The organism is Gordonia sp. KTR9, from assembly GCF_000143885.2.
Taxonomy (GTDB): Bacteria; Actinomycetota; Actinomycetes; order Mycobacteriales; family Mycobacteriaceae; genus Gordonia.
In genome coordinates this window covers 2,368,738-2,390,959 of record NC_018581.1, presented here as the reverse complement: position 1 = coordinate 2,390,959, position 22,222 = coordinate 2,368,738, and the positions used below count along the sequence as shown (strand labels likewise).

The 22,222-nt window shown below is 67.8% G+C and carries 24 protein-coding genes; 5 read left to right on the top strand and 19 right to left on the bottom strand.

Annotation, left to right across the window (positions count from 1 at the left end; all coding sequences use genetic code 11):
• Positions 1-10: 10 nt before the first annotated feature.
• From KTR9_RS11640 to KTR9_RS11620, 5 genes are all read right to left on the bottom strand, one after another.
• Positions 11-790 carry an HAD-IIB family hydrolase gene (locus tag KTR9_RS11640; RefSeq protein WP_035716973.1) on the bottom strand — a complete coding sequence of 260 codons (780 nt, stop codon included), beginning with the start codon at positions 788-790 and terminating at the stop codon, positions 11-13.
• A gap of 62 nt (positions 791-852) precedes the next feature.
• Positions 853-2,082: a winged helix-turn-helix domain-containing protein gene (locus tag KTR9_RS11635; RefSeq protein ID WP_014926529.1), complete on the bottom strand. Its 1,230-nt coding sequence runs from the start codon at positions 2,080-2,082 to the stop codon at positions 853-855.
• The gene (locus tag KTR9_RS11630; RefSeq protein ID WP_044506518.1) at positions 2,082-2,609 is read right to left on the bottom strand and encodes a dihydrofolate reductase; all 528 of its coding nucleotides are present in this window, start codon (positions 2,607-2,609) and stop codon (positions 2,082-2,084) included. Before KTR9_RS11630 ends, KTR9_RS11635 begins: the two co-directional genes overlap by 1 nt.
• The gene (locus tag KTR9_RS11625) at positions 2,606-3,439 is read right to left on the bottom strand and encodes a thymidylate synthase (protein WP_014926527.1); all 834 of its coding nucleotides are present in this window, start codon (positions 3,437-3,439) and stop codon (positions 2,606-2,608) included. Before KTR9_RS11625 ends, KTR9_RS11630 begins: the two co-directional genes overlap by 4 nt.
• A gap of 66 nt (positions 3,440-3,505) precedes the next feature.
• Positions 3,506-3,823, bottom strand: coding sequence for a hypothetical protein (locus tag KTR9_RS11620; protein WP_014926526.1), 318 nt, complete (start codon positions 3,821-3,823; stop codon positions 3,506-3,508).
• A 68-nt stretch (positions 3,824-3,891) separates the two neighbouring features.
• Here KTR9_RS11620 and KTR9_RS11615 point away from each other — a divergent pair, with 68 nt between their 5' ends.
• Both KTR9_RS11615 and KTR9_RS11610 read left to right on the top strand, forming a co-directional pair.
• Positions 3,892-4,599, top strand: a complete 708-nt coding sequence (locus KTR9_RS11615) for a TetR/AcrR family transcriptional regulator (protein WP_014926525.1) — start codon at positions 3,892-3,894, stop codon at positions 4,597-4,599.
• 39 nt (positions 4,600-4,638) lie between these two features.
• Positions 4,639-5,001, top strand: a complete 363-nt coding sequence (locus KTR9_RS11610; protein WP_014926524.1) for an HNH endonuclease — start codon at positions 4,639-4,641, stop codon at positions 4,999-5,001.
• 49 nt (positions 5,002-5,050) lie between these two features.
• Here the strand turns inward: KTR9_RS11610 and KTR9_RS11605 are convergent, their stop codons facing one another.
• From KTR9_RS11605 to KTR9_RS11580, 6 genes are all read right to left on the bottom strand, one after another.
• Positions 5,051-6,427, bottom strand: a complete 1,377-nt coding sequence (locus KTR9_RS11605) for an HNH endonuclease (protein WP_044507874.1) — start codon at positions 6,425-6,427, stop codon at positions 5,051-5,053.
• Between the two features lie 527 nt (positions 6,428-6,954).
• Complete coding sequence (locus tag KTR9_RS11600; protein WP_049942589.1) at positions 6,955-7,845, bottom strand: hypothetical protein; 891 nt, start codon at positions 7,843-7,845, stop codon at positions 6,955-6,957.
• 134 nt (positions 7,846-7,979) lie between these two features.
• Entirely contained in the window at positions 7,980-8,435 is a 456-nt protein-coding gene (locus KTR9_RS11595) for a flavodoxin family protein (RefSeq protein WP_014926521.1), read from the bottom strand.
• 4 nt (positions 8,436-8,439) lie between these two features.
• Positions 8,440-8,979, bottom strand: a complete 540-nt coding sequence (locus tag KTR9_RS11590) for a hypothetical protein (protein WP_010841434.1) — start codon at positions 8,977-8,979, stop codon at positions 8,440-8,442.
• A 3-nt stretch (positions 8,980-8,982) separates the two neighbouring features.
• Positions 8,983-9,732, bottom strand: coding sequence for a 4-hydroxy-tetrahydrodipicolinate reductase (gene dapB, locus KTR9_RS11585; protein WP_014926520.1), 750 nt, complete (start codon positions 9,730-9,732; stop codon positions 8,983-8,985).
• Positions 9,733-9,800: 68 nt separating this feature from the next.
• Positions 9,801-10,283, bottom strand: coding sequence for an Lrp/AsnC family transcriptional regulator (locus KTR9_RS11580; RefSeq protein ID WP_014926519.1), 483 nt, complete (start codon positions 10,281-10,283; stop codon positions 9,801-9,803).
• Positions 10,284-10,432: 149 nt separating this feature from the next.
• Here KTR9_RS11580 and ald point away from each other — a divergent pair, with 149 nt between their 5' ends.
• On the top strand, positions 10,433-11,548 hold the full coding sequence (gene ald / locus KTR9_RS11575; RefSeq protein WP_014926518.1) for an alanine dehydrogenase: 1,116 nt from the start codon (positions 10,433-10,435) through the stop codon (positions 11,546-11,548).
• Here the strand turns inward: ald and KTR9_RS11570 are convergent, their stop codons facing one another.
• The gene (locus tag KTR9_RS11570) at positions 11,549-12,307 is read right to left on the bottom strand and encodes an NRDE family protein (RefSeq protein ID WP_014926517.1); all 759 of its coding nucleotides are present in this window, start codon (positions 12,305-12,307) and stop codon (positions 11,549-11,551) included.
• 6 nt (positions 12,308-12,313) lie between these two features.
• Complete coding sequence (locus tag KTR9_RS11565; RefSeq protein WP_014926516.1) at positions 12,314-13,795, bottom strand: putative nucleotidyltransferase substrate binding domain-containing protein; 1,482 nt, start codon at positions 13,793-13,795, stop codon at positions 12,314-12,316.
• Between the two features lie 136 nt (positions 13,796-13,931).
• On the opposite strand from KTR9_RS11565, the gene KTR9_RS11560 reads away from it, so the two are divergent.
• On the top strand, positions 13,932-14,669 hold the full coding sequence (locus tag KTR9_RS11560) for a hypothetical protein (protein WP_014926515.1): 738 nt from the start codon (positions 13,932-13,934) through the stop codon (positions 14,667-14,669).
• 72 nt (positions 14,670-14,741) lie between these two features.
• Here the strand turns inward: KTR9_RS11560 and KTR9_RS11555 are convergent, their stop codons facing one another.
• The 3 genes from KTR9_RS11555 to KTR9_RS11545 form a co-directional block, all read right to left on the bottom strand.
• Positions 14,742-17,030 (bottom strand): polyribonucleotide nucleotidyltransferase, encoded by a 2,289-nt coding sequence (locus KTR9_RS11555; RefSeq protein WP_014926514.1) that lies wholly within the window; start codon positions 17,028-17,030, stop codon positions 14,742-14,744.
• A 457-nt stretch (positions 17,031-17,487) separates the two neighbouring features.
• Complete coding sequence (rpsO, locus tag KTR9_RS11550; RefSeq protein WP_004021887.1) at positions 17,488-17,757, bottom strand: 30S ribosomal protein S15; 270 nt, start codon at positions 17,755-17,757, stop codon at positions 17,488-17,490.
• A gap of 146 nt (positions 17,758-17,903) precedes the next feature.
• The gene (locus tag KTR9_RS11545) at positions 17,904-18,872 is read right to left on the bottom strand and encodes a bifunctional riboflavin kinase/FAD synthetase (protein WP_083888959.1); all 969 of its coding nucleotides are present in this window, start codon (positions 18,870-18,872) and stop codon (positions 17,904-17,906) included.
• 100 nt (positions 18,873-18,972) lie between these two features.
• Here KTR9_RS11545 and KTR9_RS11540 point away from each other — a divergent pair, with 100 nt between their 5' ends.
• Positions 18,973-19,641, top strand: a complete 669-nt coding sequence (locus KTR9_RS11540) for a metal-dependent transcriptional regulator (RefSeq protein ID WP_010841443.1) — start codon at positions 18,973-18,975, stop codon at positions 19,639-19,641.
• A 22-nt stretch (positions 19,642-19,663) separates the two neighbouring features.
• Here KTR9_RS11540 and truB read toward each other — a convergent pair whose 3' ends face one another.
• From truB to KTR9_RS11525, 3 genes are read right to left on the bottom strand one after another with little or no spacing between them, the layout of a single operon-like run.
• Positions 19,664-20,563, bottom strand: coding sequence for a tRNA pseudouridine(55) synthase TruB (gene truB / locus KTR9_RS11535; protein ID WP_044506514.1), 900 nt, complete (start codon positions 20,561-20,563; stop codon positions 19,664-19,666).
• Between the two features lies 1 nt (position 20,564).
• The gene (locus KTR9_RS11530) at positions 20,565-21,221 is read right to left on the bottom strand and encodes a 4'-phosphopantetheinyl transferase family protein (RefSeq protein WP_014926511.1); all 657 of its coding nucleotides are present in this window, start codon (positions 21,219-21,221) and stop codon (positions 20,565-20,567) included.
• Positions 21,218-22,219, bottom strand: a complete 1,002-nt coding sequence (locus KTR9_RS11525; protein ID WP_193363242.1) for a metallophosphoesterase family protein — start codon at positions 22,217-22,219, stop codon at positions 21,218-21,220. The genes KTR9_RS11530 and KTR9_RS11525 overlap by 4 nt, the downstream gene beginning before the upstream one ends.
• Positions 22,220-22,222: the final 3 nt, after the last annotated feature.

Below are 22,222 nucleotides of genomic sequence, written 5' to 3'. Positions count from 1 at the left end.
GGCCGGCCTGTCAGCCGACGGGGTCGACCTGGTCCAGCAGCGCCGACAACTTGGCGTGGGTGTCGGGCCAGCCGTGGACCGCGATCGAGGTGATCCCCAGGGCCTTGACCGGGTAGTCGTTGCCGCCTTCGTCGAGCCGGTCGCCGAAGAACAGGATGTCGGCGGTGCTGAGCCCGAGGATGTCCATCAGCTTCAGTGCACCGTACGCCTTGTCGATGCCCTTCTTGGTGACGTCCACCGAAGTCGAGCCGCCGCTGCGGACTTCGAGGTCCGGAAGTCGCTCCGCGGCGTAGGCACGCAACGACTCCTTCTTCGCCCCATCGGGGTCCCAGGCGGCCTTCGCCTCGACGGGGGCCTTCTGCCCCAGCGCACTGAAGGTGATCTGGCTGCCGCGGTCCTCGAGGATGTCACCCCACGTCTCGCTCGCCCACAGTCCGAGTTCTCTCGCGCCGGTCTCCAGCACGTCAAGCGTGCGCTGTTTCTCGTCGTCGGTGAGGTATTCGGCGTAGACCGTCTCCCACTCGGCACCGGACCACCGCACGTACTGGGTTCCGCAGGTCGGCATGAGATGGAGGTTGCCGACGCTGTCGAAACTGCCGAGCCGCGCGAGAACCTGCTTCTCGAACTGGGTGAAGTTGCCGCCGGAGATGATGCAGCCCAGACTCACGTCGAGCATGCGACGCAGGAGTTCGACCATCTTGTCGTCGAGCGGGCTCTTCGACGGCGCCAAGGTGTCGTCGAGATCGAACATCACCAGTCGGTAGTCGTTGCCCTCATACGACACGGTCATCGCTTCGTCTCCCATCGCGGTCGTGAATTCTCGGTCATCAGCATTGCATCACCCGGCCTGCCTCACCCGGCGTGCACCATCCGTTGCAGGTCGGGCGCGAGGTCACCACGCCCGGCGACCACGACGTCGTCGAGGTCGAGCCAGCCGGCGAACGTCCGCAGATCGGCGGACAGCCGTTCGGCGACGAAGTCGCGCGGTTGCCCCGGCTCGCAGTACGCCCCGAGGACCAGCAGCGTGCGATTCCTGCGGTCGGCCTTCAGGTCCACGCGCGCGGCGACGTCGGTGCCCAGCAGATAGGGCAGCACGTAATAGCCGTGTACCCGTTTGTGTTCGGGCACATAGATCTCGATGCGGTAGTGGAAGTCGAAGAGACGCTCGGCCCGCGGACGGAAGAAGACCAGCGGGTCGAAGGGCGACAGGATGGCCGAGGTGTCGATGCGCCGGGGCATCGGCGCACCCGCGGCCAGGTAGGCCGGGTCCCGCCAGCCGTCCACGGAGACCTCATGCAGCGCACCGGCTTCGACGAGTTCGGCGACCGCCGGTCGCGCATCGGCCGGACGAATCCGGTAGTAGTCGGCGAGATCGGCGACGGTGGCGACACCGAGGGACTGCGCGGCCCGGCCGACGAGCTCTCGGTGGGCGTCGGCACGGCTGGGTCGCTGCGCGACGATGTCGGCGCCGACGATCCGTTCGGTGAGGTCGTAGTGGCGCACGAAGTTCCCGTTGCGCACCGCCGACAGGTCACCGGCGGCGAACATGGCCTCGCACAGGTGCTTGACCTCCCCGCGCTGCCACCAGCTGCCCGCGGCGCCGGGTTCGCGTTCGATGCCCAGTTCCGCTTCGATGGCACGGGGCGTGGTCGCGCCGAGGGCCTCGATCACTGCTCGGACGTCAGCGACCAGGGATCGATTGCGACGCATCACGTCTCGTGTGTGCCGGTACCGGCCGTCGGCGAAGTCGTCCATCCGCCAGCGGAACAGCGGCCAGTCGGTCACCGGGATCAGCGCGGCTTCGTGAGCCCAGTACTCGACGAGCAGCCGTCGACCGCGTCCGGGCTGCCAGGCGGCGCGGTGCAGCAGGTCCGGGTCGTATGGACCGAGTCGTGAGTACAGGGGCATGAAGTGGGCGCGCGCGGCGATGTTGACCGAGTCCATCTGCAACAGGCGCGTCCGGCCGACGACCCGCTTCAGGTGCGTCATGGTGGGCGCTCCAGCGGGCCTGCGGTCGGCGAAACCCTGTGCGGCCAGGGCGGTTCGACGTGCCTGCGCGAGCGAGAGACGATCCGGCGGCATCAGGCCTGCCGGGCACGCCGGTAGTCGACGAACCGGTAGTCGATCCCGCTCGTCGAGGTCTGCCACTCGCCGTGTTCGGCCACCGCCCAGTCGTCGGTGATCGGCGGCGCGAACGCGTCGGCGCCGTCGACCTCGACGTCGATCTCCGTGACGCAGAGCTCGGTGGCGAACTCCATTGCCAACCGGTAGATCTCGCCGCCGCCGATGACTCCGATCCGGTCATCGCCGGCCAGGTCGAGCGCCTCGGCGACCGATCCCGCGACGGCCGCTCCGTCGGCGGACCATCCCGCATTGCGGGTCACGACGACATTGGTTCGGCCGGGCAGCGGCCGAAAGCGCGGCGGCAGCGAATCCCATGTCCGGCGGCCCATGACGACGGGATGTCCGACCGTCAGTTCCTTGAACCGCGCCATGTCCTCGGGGACACGCCATGGGATCGTGTTGTCCCGGCCGATCGCCCCGCCTCGTCCCTGCGCCCAGACCAGTCGCACCGAGCGCGACCCCTCCCCCGTGAGGTCCGACGTCACACCGCCACCGGCGCTTTGATCCCGGGATGGGACTCGTAGTCGACGATGGTGATGTCGTCGTACTCGTAGTCGAAGATCGAATCCCGCTTGCGCAGTTCTAGTTTCGGATACGGGTACGGCTCGCGCGACAATTGCAGCGTCACCTGGTCGACGTGGTTGTCGTAGATGTGGCAGTCGCCGCCGGTCCAGACGAACTCGCCGACCTCGAGACCCGCCTGCTGGGCCATCATGTGCGTCAGCAGTGCGTACGACGCGATGTTGAACGGCACACCGAGGAAGAGGTCGGCGCTGCGCTGGTACAGCTGGCACGACAGCTTGCCGTCGGCGACGTAGAACTGGAAGAACGCGTGGCAGGGCGGTAACGCCATCTGCGGGATCTCCCCCACGTTCCACGCGGACACGATGTTCCGGCGCGAATCGGGATTGGTCTTGAGCAGGTCGAGGGCGGCCGCGATCTGGTCGATGTGTTCGCCCGACGGGGTCGGCCAGCTCCGCCACTGCACGCCGTAGACAGGACCGAGTTCACCGTTCTCGTCGGCCCACTCGTCCCAGATCGTCACACCGCGGTCCTGCAGCCATCGCACGTTGGAGTCACCGCGCAGGAACCACAGCAACTCGTAGACGATCGACTTGAGGTGCACCTTCTTGGTGGTGATCAGCGGGAAACCCTCGGCGAGGTCGTAACGCAGTTGTCGGCCGAAGAGGCTGCGCGTCCCGGTACCGGTGCGGTCGGCCTTCGGTGTCCCGGTCTCCATCACGAGGCTCAACAGGTCCTCGTACGGTGTCGGAATGGTCCCGGTCGATGACATGTCGCGGATCGCCGTGCTCACGGGGGACAGTCTACGGCCCGACCCGCGCCACAGCTCGGAGGCCGCACCCCCACCCGACGCGCGGGTCTACGACGGGCGCAGCGCCGTCCCGTCGCCGAACCGCACCTCGAGGACAGTGGCCGGCCTGCGCGGCGGTTCGCCGGGCGGATGGATGCCCCGAGCCTCGAGAACCGGGTGCACCGCGGGGTGGACCACCTTCTCGAGCGACGCGTAGCAGCTCTCCTCGGACTCCCACACGTCGAGGTAGCTCACGCTCTTGTCCGCATTCTCGAGCGCCAGGTGGACGAGCAGCCCCGGCATCGGGGTGTCCCCGATGCGGTCGGCGATCTCCCCGTACATCTCGGCGTCGATCGGGACGTCCTGGGTCCATGCGAAGAGTGCCATCGTGCGCCCCTTAATTCATCCGAGCCTCCACATATCGGATTAATTTGTGTGCCCCTAGACTAGGTCCGATGCCCGACGCAGTCAATGGCCGGTCCGACGGGGCGGCCACATCCCGATCCCCAGGTCAGCGCACCCGCCGGTACGACACCAGCCGTCGCCGCGCGGCGGCCGCGCAGACCCGTTTGCGCATCCTCGACACGGCTCGTCGACTGTTCCTGTCCCAGGGTTACGCGGCGACGACCGTCGCCGCGATAGCGCGCGGTGCCGCAGTCTCGCCCGACACGGTCTACACAGTCGTCGGCCGGAAACCGGCGATGTTCCGGGAACTGATCGAACTCGCGCTGTCGGGTACCGACCAACCAGTTCCCGGCGCGCGGCGCGACTATGTCGCACGCATGCTCGCCGAGGACGACGCGCGCCGGAAACTGGCGATCTACGCCCACGCTGTCACCGCGATCCAAGGACGGCTCGCACCGTTGTTTCTCGTCCTGCGGGACGCCGCGGCCCTCGACACCGACCTGCGGGATCTGTGGGAGGAGATCACCGAGCGGCGCGCGGAGAACATGCGTCGGCTCGCGGCAGACCTCGCCTCGACCGGGGCCACGCGTACGGATCTGACCGTCGACGAGATCGCCGACATCGTCTGGACGATGAACTCCTCCGAGTACTACTCGATGCTCGTGACGGACCGCGGATGGACACCGGACCGTTTCTCGACCTGGCTGCACGACGCGTGGTGCCGACTACTTCTCAGCGATCCCACCCATCCCGTGTGACTGCTGTGACTCCTGTGGCCGTCGCGGTAGTCTGCTCTCGTGGCCACCCGCAGCACGACCCGCGCCAACCGCTACGCGAAGCGACGTCGCAAGCGGGTCGCGTCCCGTGACAACGACCTCACCGACACCCAGTGGCTCGCTCTGCAGCAGGCCTGGGGTGGGTGCGCGTACTGCGGCGCCGTCGGAGTCGCCCTGCAGCGCGACTGCATGCTGGCCATCTCCCGGGGCGGCCGGTACACCGTCGCCAACGTCGTGCCGTGCTGCGGTCCGTGCAATGCCAGCAAGTGCAATTCCGAGGTCACGACGTGGATGCGGCGCAAGAAGCTCGACGAGAAGGCGTTCCTGGTCCGGCAATTCGAGGTGAGCAGGGAACTCGCCGGCTTCGTGGATCCGGTCGACTGATCAGCCGGCTCGCGCCTGCCGGCGAACCCGGCCGGGCGACCATCGCCGACTACGCCGCTGACCTTTCGATGTCGGCACCAGAAGAATTGCGTTCCTTCCATTCCCACACCGCGTAGAGCACCTCGGTGGTGTACCCCAGATCCATCCGACCCCCACCGACCGGGACCGTCGCCTCCACACCGACCCGCCAATCGGGCCGCCACCCATAGGGTCTCACCGTCGGCGGAGCAACCGCGATCTCGGCCCCGCCGGGGCCGTGAAACGTAAACCGCTGCTCACCGTGCGCAGTGATCGAGAACTCACCCCGATGCAACGACCGATGACACGACCCGCACAACAAGATCAGATTGTCCGGATCCGTCCGCCCACCCACCGACCACCACTGCACATGGTGAGCATGCAGATGACGCGTCCGACCACACCCCGGCATCTGACAACACCGATCCCGCACAAACAACGCCCGCACCAACGCCTTGGTCGGCACACGACTACGACGCCCCACACCCAACAACGCCAGCTTCCCCGGCTGCCCGGGAACCCTGCGACTCACCACATCTCGAGTCGACGCACCGCACCGAGCCTCGGCCACCTCGACCTCAGACAACGCCGGACCGTCATCGAGATGAGCCTGCTCCACCCCCTCACCGGCATGAATGAGGATCTCCGCACCCGGCGCAACATCAGGCATCGCGATCCCGTCATGCACCATGCCGGCCATCGCCACCACCGCCGGCGCCACATCCGACGGCACCTGCCGCCACAGATCCCGACGCCGCGACGGAACCACCTCGGAGTCCGGTTCGGTGTTCCGCGGAACACTGCCGGCGGTGGGTAGATCCGGATCGTCGCAGGTCCGGGTGCGTTCATACTCCGCACGCACCGCACCGGCCAGAAACCGCGCCCCATCCAACGGACTCAACCTCAACGACACCGACAACGACCCATCAACATTCCACTTCCACCGGCCCGTCGACTCCTTCGGCGGCCGGTTGTCCTCCTCGACGCCACGATCACGATCGATCTGACCCATCGCCCGCACCGCCCGATCCAACTGACTCGCCGTGCACGACAGCGCCACATTCACCAACTCCCGCTCACGCTCCGGCGTGGCCACCCGCGTCAACGCCCGCACCTTCGAATACGACAACCGGCCTTCGCCAAATGCCGTGCGGATCACCGGCAATTCTCGTATCGCCTTTGCGACCCTCACATGCTCATGCGCCGTTCGCGGTGCAATGCCGGCCTTCCACGACAACCAGTGCGCCAATGAATGAATCCCCGGCCCCCGCCACGACTCCCGCTCGTCCAACTCCCCCACCAGTTCAAGGAAATCCGCTGTCAGCGCCGTGATCTGCGCGGCATACCCCAACACCCTCGCCTCGAGAACCTCATCAGACAACGACCCGGGATCCGCACCGTCGAACATCGACGCAACGTCCCCGACCGAACGAAAAGCACTGGCCCCCACCGCAACCCCCTGAACCGAACGAAAGGTACGAGAACAAGATATCGGGCGGCACCGACAATTCTTCGGGCCTCAACCCAAAAATCCAGAGTGTTCCGCGGAACAGTCGGAGCTACTCCACATACTCAGCCGGACTGTCGCGGCCAGCGCGCACCAAGATGCTCGTCCCTCTCGCAAAGCTACTTCAGTGCCGCTCGGCCCTTCTGGAACGACTCGGCGACTGGCGACGTTGGCCAGCTCACCCACGCCCAAAGATGATGTCAATTCTGAGTCCGTCGCCGGAGACCGCCAGCACTTCGCGTAGGTCACCGAGAGAATGGTGATCGTGTAGCCCGCATCCGAATGATGACCTGTCCGGCGGCTGTTCAGGCACCCGGCGCGTCCACCGGTCCGAAATACAACGCCCACTCCACAACGAGGGACATTTCGTCCTGGCCTTGGACCAGCAACGGCCGATGATGCGATGACGCGCGGACTGCGGGCGTGCGCTAACCGTCCAATGAAGGCATGTCGAACGTACCGCCGTCCGCTACCTCAATTCCGTTGTCGGCCAGGACGCGACGGCTCGACAGGATCGTGCACCGTTCACCGGTCTTGATCGAGCCCCAGCCATTGTCGAAGCTGCCGTTCTCGTAGACACGATTGATGAAATCCTGAGCGTTGGCCCCGAGGCGTGAGTGATCGCAGCGCGCCCTCTGATCTACGTATAGTCGGTGCCGACCATCGCTCCCGAATACCAGCAGCCCACATGCCAGTTCCCTATCACGAACAGCGTCATCCGGACATTCGTCCCAAGGCAGCACTTCCCCGGCGAACGGCGGCAGAGCAGGCAGCAGCTCGATGTCGTCGCGGGCAATCTCGATCGCTCGTGGCGCACCTCCACCCGGTAACTCACCTAATCTCAAATCAAACGGCTCAGGATTCACAACGCCGGGGATCTTCAACGGGATCGACTCGTTCGTTTCTGAGCGAAGGTTGAGGGGAAGCGCCGGATCCAGTGGGCCGTAGGACACCACAACAGCAACGGTGGCTTCACCGATGCTTCGGTCCAGCAGTGCGAGCGGTTCACTTTCGAGACCACCCGTTGAAGTGTTCAGCGGCGCAGTCAGTATCGCGACAGCCGTGCCAATGCCCTCCGGGCCTGCGGGAATCCGAAGCACATCGTCGCCGAGTGCACCCGGGACACTTCTTAATTCGCTGTCGGCAAACATCAGAACTAGGCAGAGGTCCCAGCCCACCACGTCGATACCTGCGCCGCGATTCCACTGTGCAACCGAATGCCGGTCGCCTGCCCTGAGCCGCTCGCGGGCCTTGCCCGTGTAGCCGAACTGGCGATAGCCAGAACTGTGCAGACTGAACTTGATCTCGGATGCACGCATTCGCGGAGCGACGTATACCTCGTCAGTGACCCGTTTTTTGTCTCCGGTCCATACCCTCCATACCGCAGACCTTCGACCATCGGGAGCGCACACTACAAAACGTAAAGTGTTCGCGGGTCTCGGTCCCCCGTTGCTCACCCCTCCATCAACCCCGCCGCGACCGTTGCGCCCAGCTCCCAACACGCTTCTCGGGCTTCCTTGTCCGGGGCGCCGGAGACGATGACGTGTTCGGCGGCCTTGGTCCAGCCGAGACCGGCGGTGATCGAATCGACCGCTCGCACAGCCCCTTCGGCGCCCTGGTTGCCGTGGAGGTACAACCCGAACGGTCGTCCCTGCGTCGAGTCGAGGATCTGGTAGTAGCTGACATCGAAGGCGTGTTTCAGTGCGCCGCTGATATATCCGAGGTTCGCGGGGGTGCCGAGGATGTACCCGTCGGCGTCGAGGAAGTCGGTGGCGGTGACGGCGAGCGCGGCACGGCGGACCACCTCGACGCCCTCGATCTCCGGGTCGGTCGCACCGGATACGACGGCCTCGAACATCTCCTGGCACGCCGGTGACGGCGTGTGGTGGACGATGAGCAGCCGGCTCATGTGGCTACTGCTCTCGGCCGTGGTACTGGGCGACGGCCCGTTTCATCATCGACCGGGCGCGGGTGCGGTCGCCGGCGTAGTCGTAGGCACGGGCGATGCGGTAGGTGTTGTGCCAGTCGTGCGGGTCGGCCTCCCACTCGGCCTTCACCTGCGCGAAGAGCTCGTCTGCCGCATCGCGTTCCATCCGTCCGGAGGCACGGTGCGGCAGGTGGGAGATGTCGAGTTCTCGGCCCTCGTCGGCCATCACGGCGGCGAGCTTCTGGTGCTCGAGCCCCGCCCGCAGCGTCGCGTAGACCAGCCACGCCCCGATCAGCGGTAGCGCGATGACGCCGACTCCCAGACCGACGCCCGCGACGGTGCCGGAGGCGATCAGCTGGACGCCGCGCCAGCCGAGCAGAGCGAAGTACACGATGAGCGCCACGACGAGGAACGCGATCATCCAGACGATCGGGCGGGAGTCCTTCGCACGGGGACCCAGGCGCGGTGCGCCGCCTTCGGTGTCGTCGTCGTGGGCCGGCTCGTCCGGTGGGCCTGCGGGGGTCATCGGTCAGAGGTCCATCAGTTCTTCGAGTCCGATCGTGAGCCCCGGCCGACCGGCGATGCTGCGCACGCCGAGGAGCACGCCGGGGGCGAACGACGCGCGATCGAGGGAGTCGTGCCGGATGGTGAGCGTCTCACCGGCGGTGCCGAGCAGCACCTCCTGATGGGCGACGAGTCCCGCGAGCCGCACCGAGTGGACGCGCACGTCGTCGACGACCGCGCCACGGGCGCCGTCGAGTTCCTCCGTCGTGGCATCGGGGCTCCGCCCGACACCCGCCTCGGCCCGCGCACGCCCGATCAGCTCCGCCGTGCGATAGGCGGTGCCCGACGGGGCGTCGGCCTTGTGCGGGTGGTGCAGCTCGATCACCTCGACCGACTCGTAGTACTTGGCGGCCTGCGCGGCGAACCGCATGGACAGGACGGCGCCGATCGCGAAGTTCGGTGCGATGAGAACGCCGACGCCGGGGTTGTCGGACAGCCAGCCGCGGACGGTGTCGAGACGTTCCTCGGTGAATCCGGTGGTGCCGACGACGGCGTGAATCCCGTTGGCGATGAGGAACTTCAGGTTGTCCATCACCACATCGGGATGGGTGAAGTCGACGACGACCTGGGTCTCGGTGTCGGTGAAGTACTCCGGTGAGTCCCCCTTGTCGACACCGACGGTGTAGGTGAGATCGTCGGCATTCTCGACCGCGGCGACGATCGCCTGCCCGACCTTGCCCTGGCTGCCCAGGACGCCCACCTTGATACCGCTCATGTCCACCCTCTTCTTGTCGACGCCGCCTCGTCCCAACCGTTGCCGGGCCAGTCTAGTGGCGTCCCGGTTCAGAAGATCGGGGCACCGCCGCGGCGGTGCTCGAACACCAGCGACGTGGTGGTTCCGGCGACCTCCGGCCGGCCGTTGAGCCGTTCGACGAACTGTCGCAACGCCTCGGTGTCGGCGGCGGCGACGTGCAGCAGGTAGTCGTCGGTGCCGGCGAGGAAGAAGACGTCGATCACCTCGTCGTGGGTGGCGATATCGCCGACGAACCGCCGGATCTGACCGCGCGCGTCGGACTGCAGGCTGACGGCGACCATGGCTCGGAGCGGACGCCCCAGCGCAGCCGGGTCGACATCGGCGAAGAAGCCACGGATGATGCCGAGTTCGACGAGCCTGCGCAAGCGGCCGTGGCACGTCGACGCGGCGATGCCGACGCGCTGCGCCAGTTCGCTGTTCGGCATCCGCGCATCCGACTGGAGCAGACGCAGCAGCTCTCGGTCCGTCGCGTCCAGCTCACCGGCCCGAACATCCTTCGGAGTCGCGGCCATCGAATCTCCCTCGTTTCACACGATCGTCGCCAGACCGCAGCTGGCGAGAATATTCTTCAGTCGCATTGTGGCATTGTCGACTTTACTTCACTCTGGAAATCAGTTCATCGAGGAACATTCAGGAGACCGCGAACCCATACGGAGTCACCATGCGCATCGGCATCCCCACCGAGATCAAGAACCACGAGTACCGGGTGGCCATCACCCCGGCCGGTGTCACCGAACTCCACCATCGAGGTCACGACGTCGTGATCCAGGCCGGCGCCGGCGAGGGCTCGGCGATCTCCGACAACGACTTCAAGGCGGCCGGTGCACAGATCCTGGGAACCGCCGCCGAGGTGTGGGACCAGGCCGAACTGGTCTTGAAGGTTAAGGAACCGATCGCCGCGGAGTTCGCGCTGATGCGCCGCGAGCACACGCTTTTCACGTACCTGCACCTCGCGGCGGGACGGGCCTGCACGGAGGCGCTGCTCGATTCGGGCGTCACCTCCATCGCCTACGAGATGGTCCGGACCGCCGACGGCGCCCTTCCGCTCCTGGCGCCGATGAGCGAAGTCGCCGGACGCCTCGCACCTCAGGTGGGCGCCTATCACCTGATGCGTTCGGCGGGCGGGCGGGGCGTGCTCATGGGCGGTGTCCCCGGGACCGAACCCGCCGACGTCGTCGTCCTCGGCGGTGGCGTCAGCGGCGTCAACGCGGCGCAGATCGCGCTCGGCATGGGCGCTCAGGTCACCGTCTTCGACATCGACATCGCCAAACTGCGCGCCATCGACGCCCGCTTCGGCGGCCGGGTCCACACCCGGTACAGCACGGGGCTCGCGATCGACGAAGCCGTCGTGCACGCCGACCTGGTGATCGGAGCCGTTCTCGTCCCCGGCGCCAAGGCACCGGTCCTCGTCTCGAACGGCACTGTCGCCCGGATGAAGCCGGGCGCGGTGCTCGTCGATGTCGCGATCGACCAGGGCGGCTGCTTCGAGGATTCCCGACCCACCACCCACGCCGACCCGACCTTCGCCGTCCATGACACGGTGTTCTACTGCGTCGCGAACATGCCCGGCAACGTCGCGCGCACGTCGACGCAGGCGCTCACCGGCGCGACGCTCCCCTACGTGCTCCGACTGGCCGATTCGGGACCGGAGCAGGCATGCGCGACCGACCCGGCGCTCGCCTCGGGCCTGAGCACACGGCACGGCGAGCTGTTCACCGCCGAAGTCGGTGCCGCGCTCGACCTCCCCGTGTCACCGAACCCGTTCGTGCACAACTGATCAGAAGGTCAGCGTCGTGGTTCCACGGCGTCGGCCCCGCCAGCCGTAGCGGCGTTCGGTCATCGACCCGTGCCCGTCGTATCCCACACGGAGCAGGGTCGACGCCCGGGTGCCGTAGCCGGGGATGTTGATGAACAACGACGACAGCGCCGCTTCGGCCTGCGGGCCGACGCCGGTGTCGGGCAGGCGCGACGGGTCCGGCCGATCCTGGTCGGCCAGCAGGGCGAGATACTGCTCGTCCGGCCCGTCGGCCGCGACGAGGTCCGTCATCGCCGTCGCCCCGTCGACGACCTTCGGCCAGTCGTTGTCCAGGGCACCGTTGGAGAGTCCGTGCACGCCGTCGGCGACCCGCTCCGCGCGCGGCTCCGGCCAGTTGGTCATCCACCACAGTTCGTCCCGGTCGGCGACGAGCAGATTGACCGGGTCGTACGCGGCGGCGTCGTCGAGCACGCGGTGGGCGTACACCTTCGGGTCGTCGTCGCCGATCAGGTAGTCCACGGGAAGCTGCCCGCGCGAACGGATGCCGGTCCGCCTGGCCGGCCCGACGCGGACGTTCGTCACCATCGCCACCCGGTCGGGAGCCTCGGCGGAGACGGCCATCCACGTGCCGCCGGCCACCGCGTCGCGACCACCGATGATCGGCAGATCGTCCCAGTGCGACAACGCGAACGTGCGGCGGCGGTGCTGCTCGTCCCGGTTGGCGGCCACGATCAGGCGCTGGGTGGGGTGGGTGTTCCACGCGAAGAGGATCAGGCACATCGGGTTTCAGGTCACCTTCTCGGATCCGGGAAGCAGGCGGCTCATGTTCGCCATCCGACGCTGCACACCGGCGATCTCACGGACGGCCTGCCCGAGGAGGCTGCGGTCGAGCGGGGACAACTGCCGGACATCGAACCGGTCCCCCGGCGGGTCACCGTTGTCGAACTGGGCGACCTGATATCTCAGCCGGACGCGCTGCAACACATCGAAGACCTCGATGAGCGTCGACGCCTGCTCGTCGGGCAGCAACTCACTGCCGGCGGCCGCGCGCAGACGGCCTCGGGTGCCGACGTCGGTCGAACCGACACTGGCCGCGGCCCACCGCGCGATGTTGACCAACGGTGTCACCGCGTGCTGCTTGACGTCGACGATGTTGCCGCGCCCGGTCAGCACATCCCGCCGCGAGCGCAGCCGGGCGCGCGTCGACAAGGTCTCGGCCAGCAGCAGATTCATCGTCCGCGGATCGCGTCGCAGGCCGGCGATCATCGCCACCGCCGGCGTGACCGAACCCGCACCGCGCCCGCTGATCGGCCGGCCGTCGAGCATCAGCGACGTGAAGATCATGCCCTTGCCGGCGAGCGGGTCGTCGATCCAGGCCCGCGCGGCCGCCTGCCACTGTGAGTGTGTCCGCGCGAACAGCGGCTTCGACGCGACGGCACCGTTGGCGTCGACCCGCAGTCCCGCGTTCCGCACCACCTCGTCGACCTCGCCGAAGGCCGTTCGGTAGCGCTCGATCTCGTCTACGGCCGAATCGTCGAAGGACACAGCCGAATCCACGTCGGAACTCAGCACCGGTTCGCGGCGGGCATTGCTGCCCAGCGACAACCAGGTGAAGGCCGATGGATCGAGCTCGGGATGTGCGGCCAGGACGAGATCGAGCGCGCGGCTCACGACCGCGTCGACGATCAGGGAAGCCGCACGCGTGATCTCGTACGGCGGCCGGTCGCGGCGCACGAGATCGGCGACGAACTGCGGCAGCCGCCGCGCATGTCCCTGCAGCTCCTCGACGTCGATCGAGCGGCGGATCTGTTCGCGCAGTGGGATACCGGCACCCGCCGGGTCGGCGACGAAGTCCCCCGGCCCGACGACACCCACCACGTCGCCGGCGGCGTCGCAGACCGGGACGATCGAGAGGTCACGATCGACGAGTTCGGTCAGGACGTCCATCGATGCCGCCCCGGCGTCGACGACGAACGCCGGTTCCGTCACGATCTCCCCCACCGGGGTGTCCACACCACGCCCGGCCGCGACCACCTCGGCCCGGATGACGCCGTCGGTGAGCACGCCGTGGCGTCGGCCCGGCAGCGGGATCACCACATAGTCCTGTCCGCGTTCGGTCATCAGCGCGGCCGCCTGACGGACGGTCATGTCGGCCCGGCCGATCACCGGCGCGGTGCGCAGGAGTTCGGCGACGGCGCGCGTGGCGGAGACGTCGCCGGCGTCCCGACGGCGCGCGACCGTCAGCTGCAGCTTCTCCTCACCGGGCATCTCTGCAGAGTCTAGGCGCGCCACGCGATCACGAGGCCCGTCGCCCGGTCGAATGATTCCGGGTCCCGCAGGCACACCGCACGACCCGGGCGTCCCTCCAAGGGAGCAGACACACTTCCGGAGCAAAGGACACCCGATGATCAAGCCTCACGTGGCCGCCGCGACCGCCCTGCTGGCCCTGGCCGCGGCGCTGGGCACCGCCACCCCCGCAGCCGCGGTCACCCCGCAATACGCCGACACGCTCACCGCCGGTCAGGGCATCCTGATCGGTGACGGCCTGTGCTCCATCGGATTCTTCGGAACCAACGCCGACGGCGACCGTCTCGCCGTCACGGCCGGGCACTGCGCGGAGGGGATCGGCGACGAGGTCACCACGACCACCGGCGAGCACATCGGCGAAGTCGTGGAGTGGAAGGACGACGGCGGCACCCCGGACGGGTCGATCACGCTCGCCGATCCCCGCGGGTACACCGTCATCGCGATCGAGGACGACTGGGAGGTCGACCCGGTGTTCGCCACCGCGGCCGACCCCGAGGTCGGCGAACCGGTGGCCAAGACCGGTGAGCGCACCGGCACGACCGTGGGCACCGTGACCGCACTGCTGCATCAGGAGGCGGCGCCCGAACACCGCCTCGTCAACGCCGAACTGGTGGTACTGGGCGGCGATTCCGGCTCGCCCTGGTACCAGGAGACCCGTGCCGGGCGGTATGTCCTCGTCGGGATCTCCTCGAGCGGCAACTTCGGCACCCAGAACCCCGACCAGGCGATTTCGACGGCCCAGACCATCGAAGGGCTGTACGCGCAGATCGCGGGTTCCGGGTCGGCCTGGACCGACGGGTTCGAGATCTGGTTCGACGAACCCGATCGTCGGTAGAGCCACGACACGGCGAAGGGGCCCGCCGTCCGCGTGGACGACGGGCCCCTTCAGGACCTACTCGGTGTCAGATCAGGCGTCTGCGGTGGCTGCCTCGGCAGCCGGTGCCTCCGCCTTGTCGGCGGCGTCGTCGACCGGGACGAGGCTGATCTTGCCGCGCTCGTCGATGTCGGCGATCTCGACGCGGAGCTTGGAGCCCACGTTGACGACGTCCTCGACCTTGTTGATGCGCTTGCCCTTGCCGAGCTTCGAGATGTGCACCAGGCCGTCGCGGCCCGGCAGCAGCGACACGAACGCTCCGAACGCGGTGGTCTTGACGACGGTGCCGAGGAAACGCTCCCCGACCTTCGGCAGCTGCGGGTTGGCGATCGCGTTGATGCGGTCGATGGCAGCCTGTGCGGACAGACCGTCGGCGGCGCCGACGAACACGGTGCCGTCGTCCTCGATGGAGACGTTGGCGCCGGTCTCCTCGGTGATGCCGTTGATCGTCTTGCCCTTGGGGCCGATCAGCTCACCGATCTTGTCCATCGGGATCTTGATGGTGGTGATCCGCGGCGCGAACTGGCTCATCTCGTCCGGCTCGTCGATGGCCTCGGCCATGACGTCGAGGATGGTCAGCCGGGCGTCCTTGGCCTGGCTGAGCGCACCCGCGAGCACCTGCGAGGGGATGCCGTCGAGCTTGGTGTCGAGCTGCAGCGCGGTGACGAAGTCCTTGGTGCCCGCGACCTTGAAGTCCATGTCGCCGAAGGCATCCTCGGCTCCGAGGATGTCGGTCAGTGCGACATATCGGGTTTCGCCGTCGACGGTGTCGGACACGAGGCCCATCGCGATGCCGGCGACCGGAGCGCGCAGCGGCACACCGGCATTCAGCAGCGACATGGTCGACGCGCACACCGAACCCATCGAGGTCGAGCCGTTGGAGCTCAGCGCCTCGGAGACCTGACGGATCGCGTACGGGAAGTCCTCGACGCTCGGCAGCACCGGCACCAGCGCACGCTCGGCGAGCGCGCCGTGGCCGATCTCGCGACGCTTGGGTGAGCCGACGCGACCGGTCTCACCGGTCGAGTACGGCGGGAAGTTGTAGTGGTGCATGTACCGCTTGGACTTCTCGGGTCCGAGCGAGTCGATCTGCTGCGCCATCTTGACCATGTCGAGGGTGGTGACACCCATGATCTGGGTCTCGCCGCGCTCGAACAGCGCACTGCCGTGCGCGCGCGGGATGACCGCGACCTCGGCCGACAGCGCACGGATGTCGGTGATGCCGCGACCGTCGATGCGGAAGTGGTCGGTCAGGATGCGCTGGCGGACGAGCTTCTTGGTCAGCGACCGGTAGGCCCCGCCGATCTCCTTCTCACGACCCTCGAACTGATCGCCGAGCTGGCCGAGGATGTCGGCCTTGAGCCCGTCGGTCTTGTCGTCGCGCTCCTGCTTGCCTGCGATGGTCAGGATCTCCGACAGGCGATCGGTGGCAGCGGCGGCCACGGCGTCGTAGACATCCGACTGGTACGGCGGGTACAGCGGGAACTCGGCGGTCTCCTTGGCCGCGGCGGCGGCCAGGGACTTCTGCGCCTCGCACAGGCGGGCGATGAACGGCTTCGCGGCCTCGAGGCCCTCGGCCACGATCGCCTCGGTCGGCGCCTGGGCGCCACCGGCGATGAGGTCGATGACGTTGTCGGTGGCTTCGGCCTCGACCATCATGATCGCGACGTCGGCCGAATCACCCGAACCGGAGACGATGCGGCCGGCGACGACCATGTCGAACACGGCGCCCTCGAGCTGCTCGACGGTCGGGAACGCGACCCACTGGCCGGCCTTGTTCTCCTCGGTCGGGATGAGCGCGACACGCACGCCACCGACGGGGCCGGAGAACGGGAGGCCGGCGAGCTGCGTCGAGGCCGACGCGGCGTTGATCGCGACGACGTCGTAGAGGTCGTTCGGGTTGAGCGAGAGGACGGTCACGACGACCTGGATCTCGTTGCGGAGGCCGTCGACGAACGACGGGCGCAGCGGACGGTCGATGAGACGACAGGTCAGGATCGCGTCGGTCGACGGACGTCCCTCGCGACGGAAGAACGATCCGGGGATGCGTCCGGCGGCGTACATCCGCTCCTCGACGTCCACGGTGAGCGGGAAGAAGTCGAAGTGCTCCTTCGGGTGCTTCGACGCCGCGGTGGTCGAGAGCAGCATGTTCTCGTCGTCGAGGTAGGCGGTGACCGAACCCGCGGCCTGCAGCGCGAGACGTCCGGTCTCGAACCGGATCGTGCGGGTGCCGAAGCTGCCGTTGTCGATGACGGCGGTCGCCTCGGTGATCGCGTCGTCGTAGTCGTCGGCGAAATCTTCGGTGGTGTTCACATCTGTCATGTGGGGTGGAATCCCTTCGTTGCGGCTGCCGGTGGCGGCCGTCTGACGCGGCACGAAATCGGCCGCTTGTGCGGTTGGGGGTGGTCATCGCGGAGGTGCGCAGCACCTACTCACATGCCGCATCGAGCGGACACGTCCGTGAGAGCGCACGCGCGGATCGGACCGACCCAGAACGCACCGAGAATGTGCGGCAGCACGGTGAATGGCGCAGCGTGTCTGCGCCGGATGAGTGCTCAGACGGCCTTCGATCGAAGCGGCCGGAATCCTGCACGCCCGGGGGTTGCCCGGGCAGGGGTTCCGGCGGCCACTACCGAGGACCGATCTGGCTGGTCGTTCCGCACTGCCTCGAGTTTCGGCACGATCCGTCTGTCAGCGTATCACCGCCGACTGTGGATACCTCAATACGACAAACCGGCCGGCCCCCGCGTTCGGGGGCCGGCCGGTAGAAGTCGTGGAATCAGCGACGCAGGCCGAGACGCTCGATGAGCGAACGGTAGCGGTTGATGTCGACCTTGGCGACGTACTTGAGCAGACGACGACGACGGCCGACCAGCAGCAGCAGGCCGCGACGGCTGTGGTGATCGTGCTTGTGCTGCTTCAGGTGCTCGGTGAGGTCGGTGATGCGCTTGGTCAGCATCGCGACCTGTGCCTCGGGCGACCCGGTGTCGGTCTCGTGCAGACCGTACTCGGCGAGGATTTCCTTCTTCTGCTCGACAGTCAAAGCCATGGAGATACTCCTGTTTCTCAGTACCGCGTCCGAAACAACCACGGTGCGCCACCGCGGACTGCAGCAACACCGACTGGCCAGGCTACCCGGCGTGACGGGCCGGACCCAAATCGGCGCCGGGAGCGCAGCGATCGGGCCGCGTACTCTCAGCTCTCCGCCGCGGCCAGGATCTCCCTGGTCTTGAGGACGTCGTCACCCATCGCGGTGATCAGGTCGTCCACCCCGTCGAACTGTTCCATCCCGCGGATGCGGTGGACGAAGTCGACGGCGACGTGCTGACCGTAGAGGTCGGCGCTCTTGTCCAGCACGAACGCCTCGACGGTGCGGGTACGGCCCGAGAAGGTGGGGTTGGTACCGACCGACACCGCGGCCTGATAGCGCTCCCCCGGCTCGACCTCGCCGACCACCGGGCCTGCGCCGAGGATCGTGAACCAGGCGGCGTAGACCCCGTCGGCGGGAATCGCGGCGTACATCGGCGGCGCCACGTTGGCCGTCGGGTATCCCAGGTCGCGGCCGCGGCCGTCGCCGCGCACCACCACTCCCTCGACACGATGCGGACGTCCGAGCGCCTCGGTCGCGCGGTCGACGTCACCGGCCGCGACACAGGAACGGATGTAGGTCGAGGAGAAGGTCACCGCATGTTCACCGAACAGCGACACCGATTCCACCGAGAAGCCGAATTTCCCACCGAGTTCGGCGAGCTTGGCCACGTCGCCGGCCGCCTTGCGACCGAACGTGAAGTTGTCGCCGACCACCACGACGGCGGCGTGCAGCGTCTCCACGAGGATGTCGTGGGCGAAGTCCTTGGGCGACCGGGCGGCGAGTTCAGGCGTGAACGGCATGACGCAGAAGACGTCGATGCCGAGCTCTTCGGCCAGCTCCGCCCGTCGCGTCAGCGTCGTCAGTTGCGGCGGATGGGATCCCGGGCGGACCACCTCGGACGGATGCGGGTCGAACGTCATCAGCACCGACGGCACCCCGTGCTCCTTCGCCGCCGTCGTGGCGGCGTTGATGAGCTCGGCGTGTCCCCGGTGGACGCCGTCGAAGACACCGATGGTGACCACGCACCGTCCCCAGTCCGCGGGGATGTCATCCAGACCTCGCCATCGCAACACGCGACCAGAGTACGGGCACCCGGTGTTCCAAACCACCACCGCCACTCGCGTTTGCGGTGGGGTTAAGCTCTTGGTCATGCCTCGGGGATCGGATCGTCCGGTGACAGAACTGTCACAGGTGACCCAGGACTATCTGAAAGTGATCTGGACCAGCCAGGAGTGGGAAGACGTCAAGGTCACCACCAAGCTGCTGGCCCAGTCGCTCGGCGTGTCCGCATCCACCGCCTCGGAGGCGATCCGCAAACTCGCCGACCAGGGCTTCGTCTCGCACGAACCGTACGGCGCGGTCACACTCACCGACGAGGGCCGGTCCGCGGCCATCCTGATGGTGCGTCGTCATCGTCTGCTCGAGACCTTTCTCGTCCGCGAACTCGGATACCGGTGGGACGAGGTGCACGACGAGGCGGAGATCCTCGAGCACGCGGTGTCCGACCGGCTCATGGCTCGGCTCGACGCGAAACTCGGCTTCCCCGACCGGGATCCGCACGGCGACCCCATCCCCGCACTGGACGGCTCGATCCCCGCGCCGGATGCGGCGCTGCTCGCCGACCTGGAGGTCGGGGCGTCCGGCGCCATCGCCCGGATCTCCGACACCGATCCCGAGATGCTGCGCTACTTCGACCAGGTGGGCGTCGCGCTCGACTGCGTGGTGACCGTCGCCGAGAAACGTCCCTTCGCGGGGACGATCTCGGTGTCGCTCGACGACGCCGATCCGATCGATCTCGGCGACATCGCCGCGCGCGCCATCTTCGTCGTCCCGCGGTCCTGACCGTCCGACCGACGACCGGGCGTCAGCGCAGGGTCGCCGGCCGGACCACCATGACCGAGCTCGCGCGGCGACCCTTCTCCTGGATCAGCGCGATCGCCTGTTCCCGCGGGTCGACGACCACATAGATCTCTTTCCGGCCGATCGGCTCCAGCCATCGTCCCTGGCTGATCGACTCGGCTTCGTCGTCGTCGATGTCCCGGCGCGGGAACGAGATCTTGACCGCCTCGTCGATGTCGAGGCTGACATGCGGCTCGTCGCGCACGTCGTCGAGCGTGCGCGCGTGGTCGAGCGTGAACGGGCCGACGGCGGTCCGCCGGAGTTCGGTCAGGTGCCCGCCGATACCGAGTGCGGCACCCAGATCGCGTGCCAGTGACCGGATGTAGGTGCCCGACGAACAGTCCACCACCACATCGAGATCGACGAAGGTCCCGTCGCGCCGGGTGTCGAGCACCTCGAAGCGGGACACGGTGACCGGACGCGCCGCGAGGTCGAAGTCGGTGCCCGTGCGCACCAGCGCGTGCGCGCGACGGCCGTCGACCTTGATCGCGCTGACCTTCGCCGGGACCTGCTCGATGTCGCCGGTGAGATCGGCCACCCCCGTGGCGATCTCGGCGTCGGAGAGTCCGGACGCGTCGGCGGTGGAGATGACGTCGCCCTCGCGGTCGTCGGTCGTCGTGGACGCACCGAGCCGGATCGTCGCGGTGTAGGACTTCGTCGTCAGCGACAACAGGCCGAGAAGCTTTGTCGCCCTCTCGATCCCGACGACCAGTACGCCGGTCGCCATCGGGTCCAGGGTGCCCGCGTGCCCGACGCGGCGGGTGTTGAAGATCTTCCGGCAGCGCGAGACGACGTCGTGACTGGTCATCCCGGCGGGCTTGTCGACGACGAGCAGGCCGGCGTTCTCGATGGTTGCGTCGGCCACGTCAGGTCAGCGCGATCGTGGTGGTGATGATGCCGCGATCGACCAGCCAGCGCCCGGAGAACTCGAGCAGCGGCGGCCCGCCGTCCGCAGCGGCCGGATCGATGAGGATCCGCGAGGTGAACGTGCCCGACGTCGGAGTGGACTGCTCGAAGGTGATGTGGGCGTCCTCGAAACCCAGCCAGCGCTTGGCGACCGGGAACCATGCCTTGTAGGTGGCCTCCTTGGCACAGAACAGCAACCGGTCCCAGTGCAGGTCGCCCGACCGCGTCGCGAGGACCTCCCGCTCGGCCGGCAGGCTGGTGTGCTCGAGCACGCCGTCGGGGAGGCTGTCGTGGGGCTCGGCGTCGATACCGAGAGAACGCACCGACAGCGCGTACGCCACGGTCGCGGCACGATAGCCGTCGCAATGGGTGAGGCTCCCCACGATCCCGGCCGGCCAGACGGGTGCCCCCTTGTCGCCCTTGAGGATCGGGACCGGCTCGTGGCCGAGCTCGCCCAGCGCCTGCCGGGCGCAGTGCCGGACGGTGGTGAACTCGCGGCGGCGTTTCTCCACCGCTCGGGAGATCAGGCTCTGTTCGGCGGGCAGCAGGACCAGACCCGGCGGGTCGGCGAACGCCTCCGCCGAGGCGACGCCCGCCGGCAGGAGTTGCTCGATCATCGGTTGTCCTCTCGTGCTTGCCGTTGCGCCTCTCGATCGGCCTGTCGCGACCGGCGCTCCGCCTGCCGCTGCTCGACGCGCTGCCGGAACTCGGCGGCCCGTTCGGCATAGTCCGGCGGCAGATCGAACCGGACCCCGTGCTCGGGCAGATCCGCCGCACCGAGTCCGTCCCCCGGGACGATGTTGCGCATCAGCGGGTTCGGGAGTCCGCGACGCTTCCATTCACGTGGGTAGCCGACCGACACCTCCTCGAACCGGATGCCGTCGTACCAGGTGGTCCTCGGGATGTGCAGGTGCCCGTACACACAGCAGGCCGCGTTGAACTCGGTGTGCCAGTCGGCCGTGAGTTCGCTGCCGCACCACAGCGCGAACTCCGGGTAGAACAGCGCGTCGCACGGCTCACGACGCAGCGGCCAGTGGTTGACGAGGATCGTCTTCTCGGCCGGATCGATGGCCTGCAGCCGGCGCCGGGTGATCTCGATCCTCGCCCGTCCCCAGGCGTCGCGGGTGGGGAACGGCTCCGGCGACAGCAGGAACTCGTCGGTCGCCACCACATTGCGTTCCCGGGCGAGCGCGAGCGCGGTCAGCTTGTTGGCCGTGCCCTCCGGGCGAAAGGTGTAGTCGTAGAGCAGGAACATCGGGACGACGCGGACCGGATCGGAGCCGTCGCCCGGATCGAACAGCGGATAGATGTCCTCCGGGGTGACCACACCGACGTCGCGGCAGGCCTGCACGAGGTAGTCGTACCGCGCGACCCCGAACACCTGCAGCGGGTCCTTGGCCGTCGTGTACAGCTCGTGATTGCCCGGCACCCACACCACGGTGGCGAACCGCGCCCGCAGACGCCGCAGGGTGTCGACGATGTCGTCGGTGCGTTCGGCGACATCACCGGCGACGATGAGCCAGTCGTCCGGCGAGGTCGGCCGGATGCTGTCGATGATGTGCTCGTTGCCCCGATGTGCGATGTGCAGATCGCTGATCGCCCACAGAGTAGCCACGAG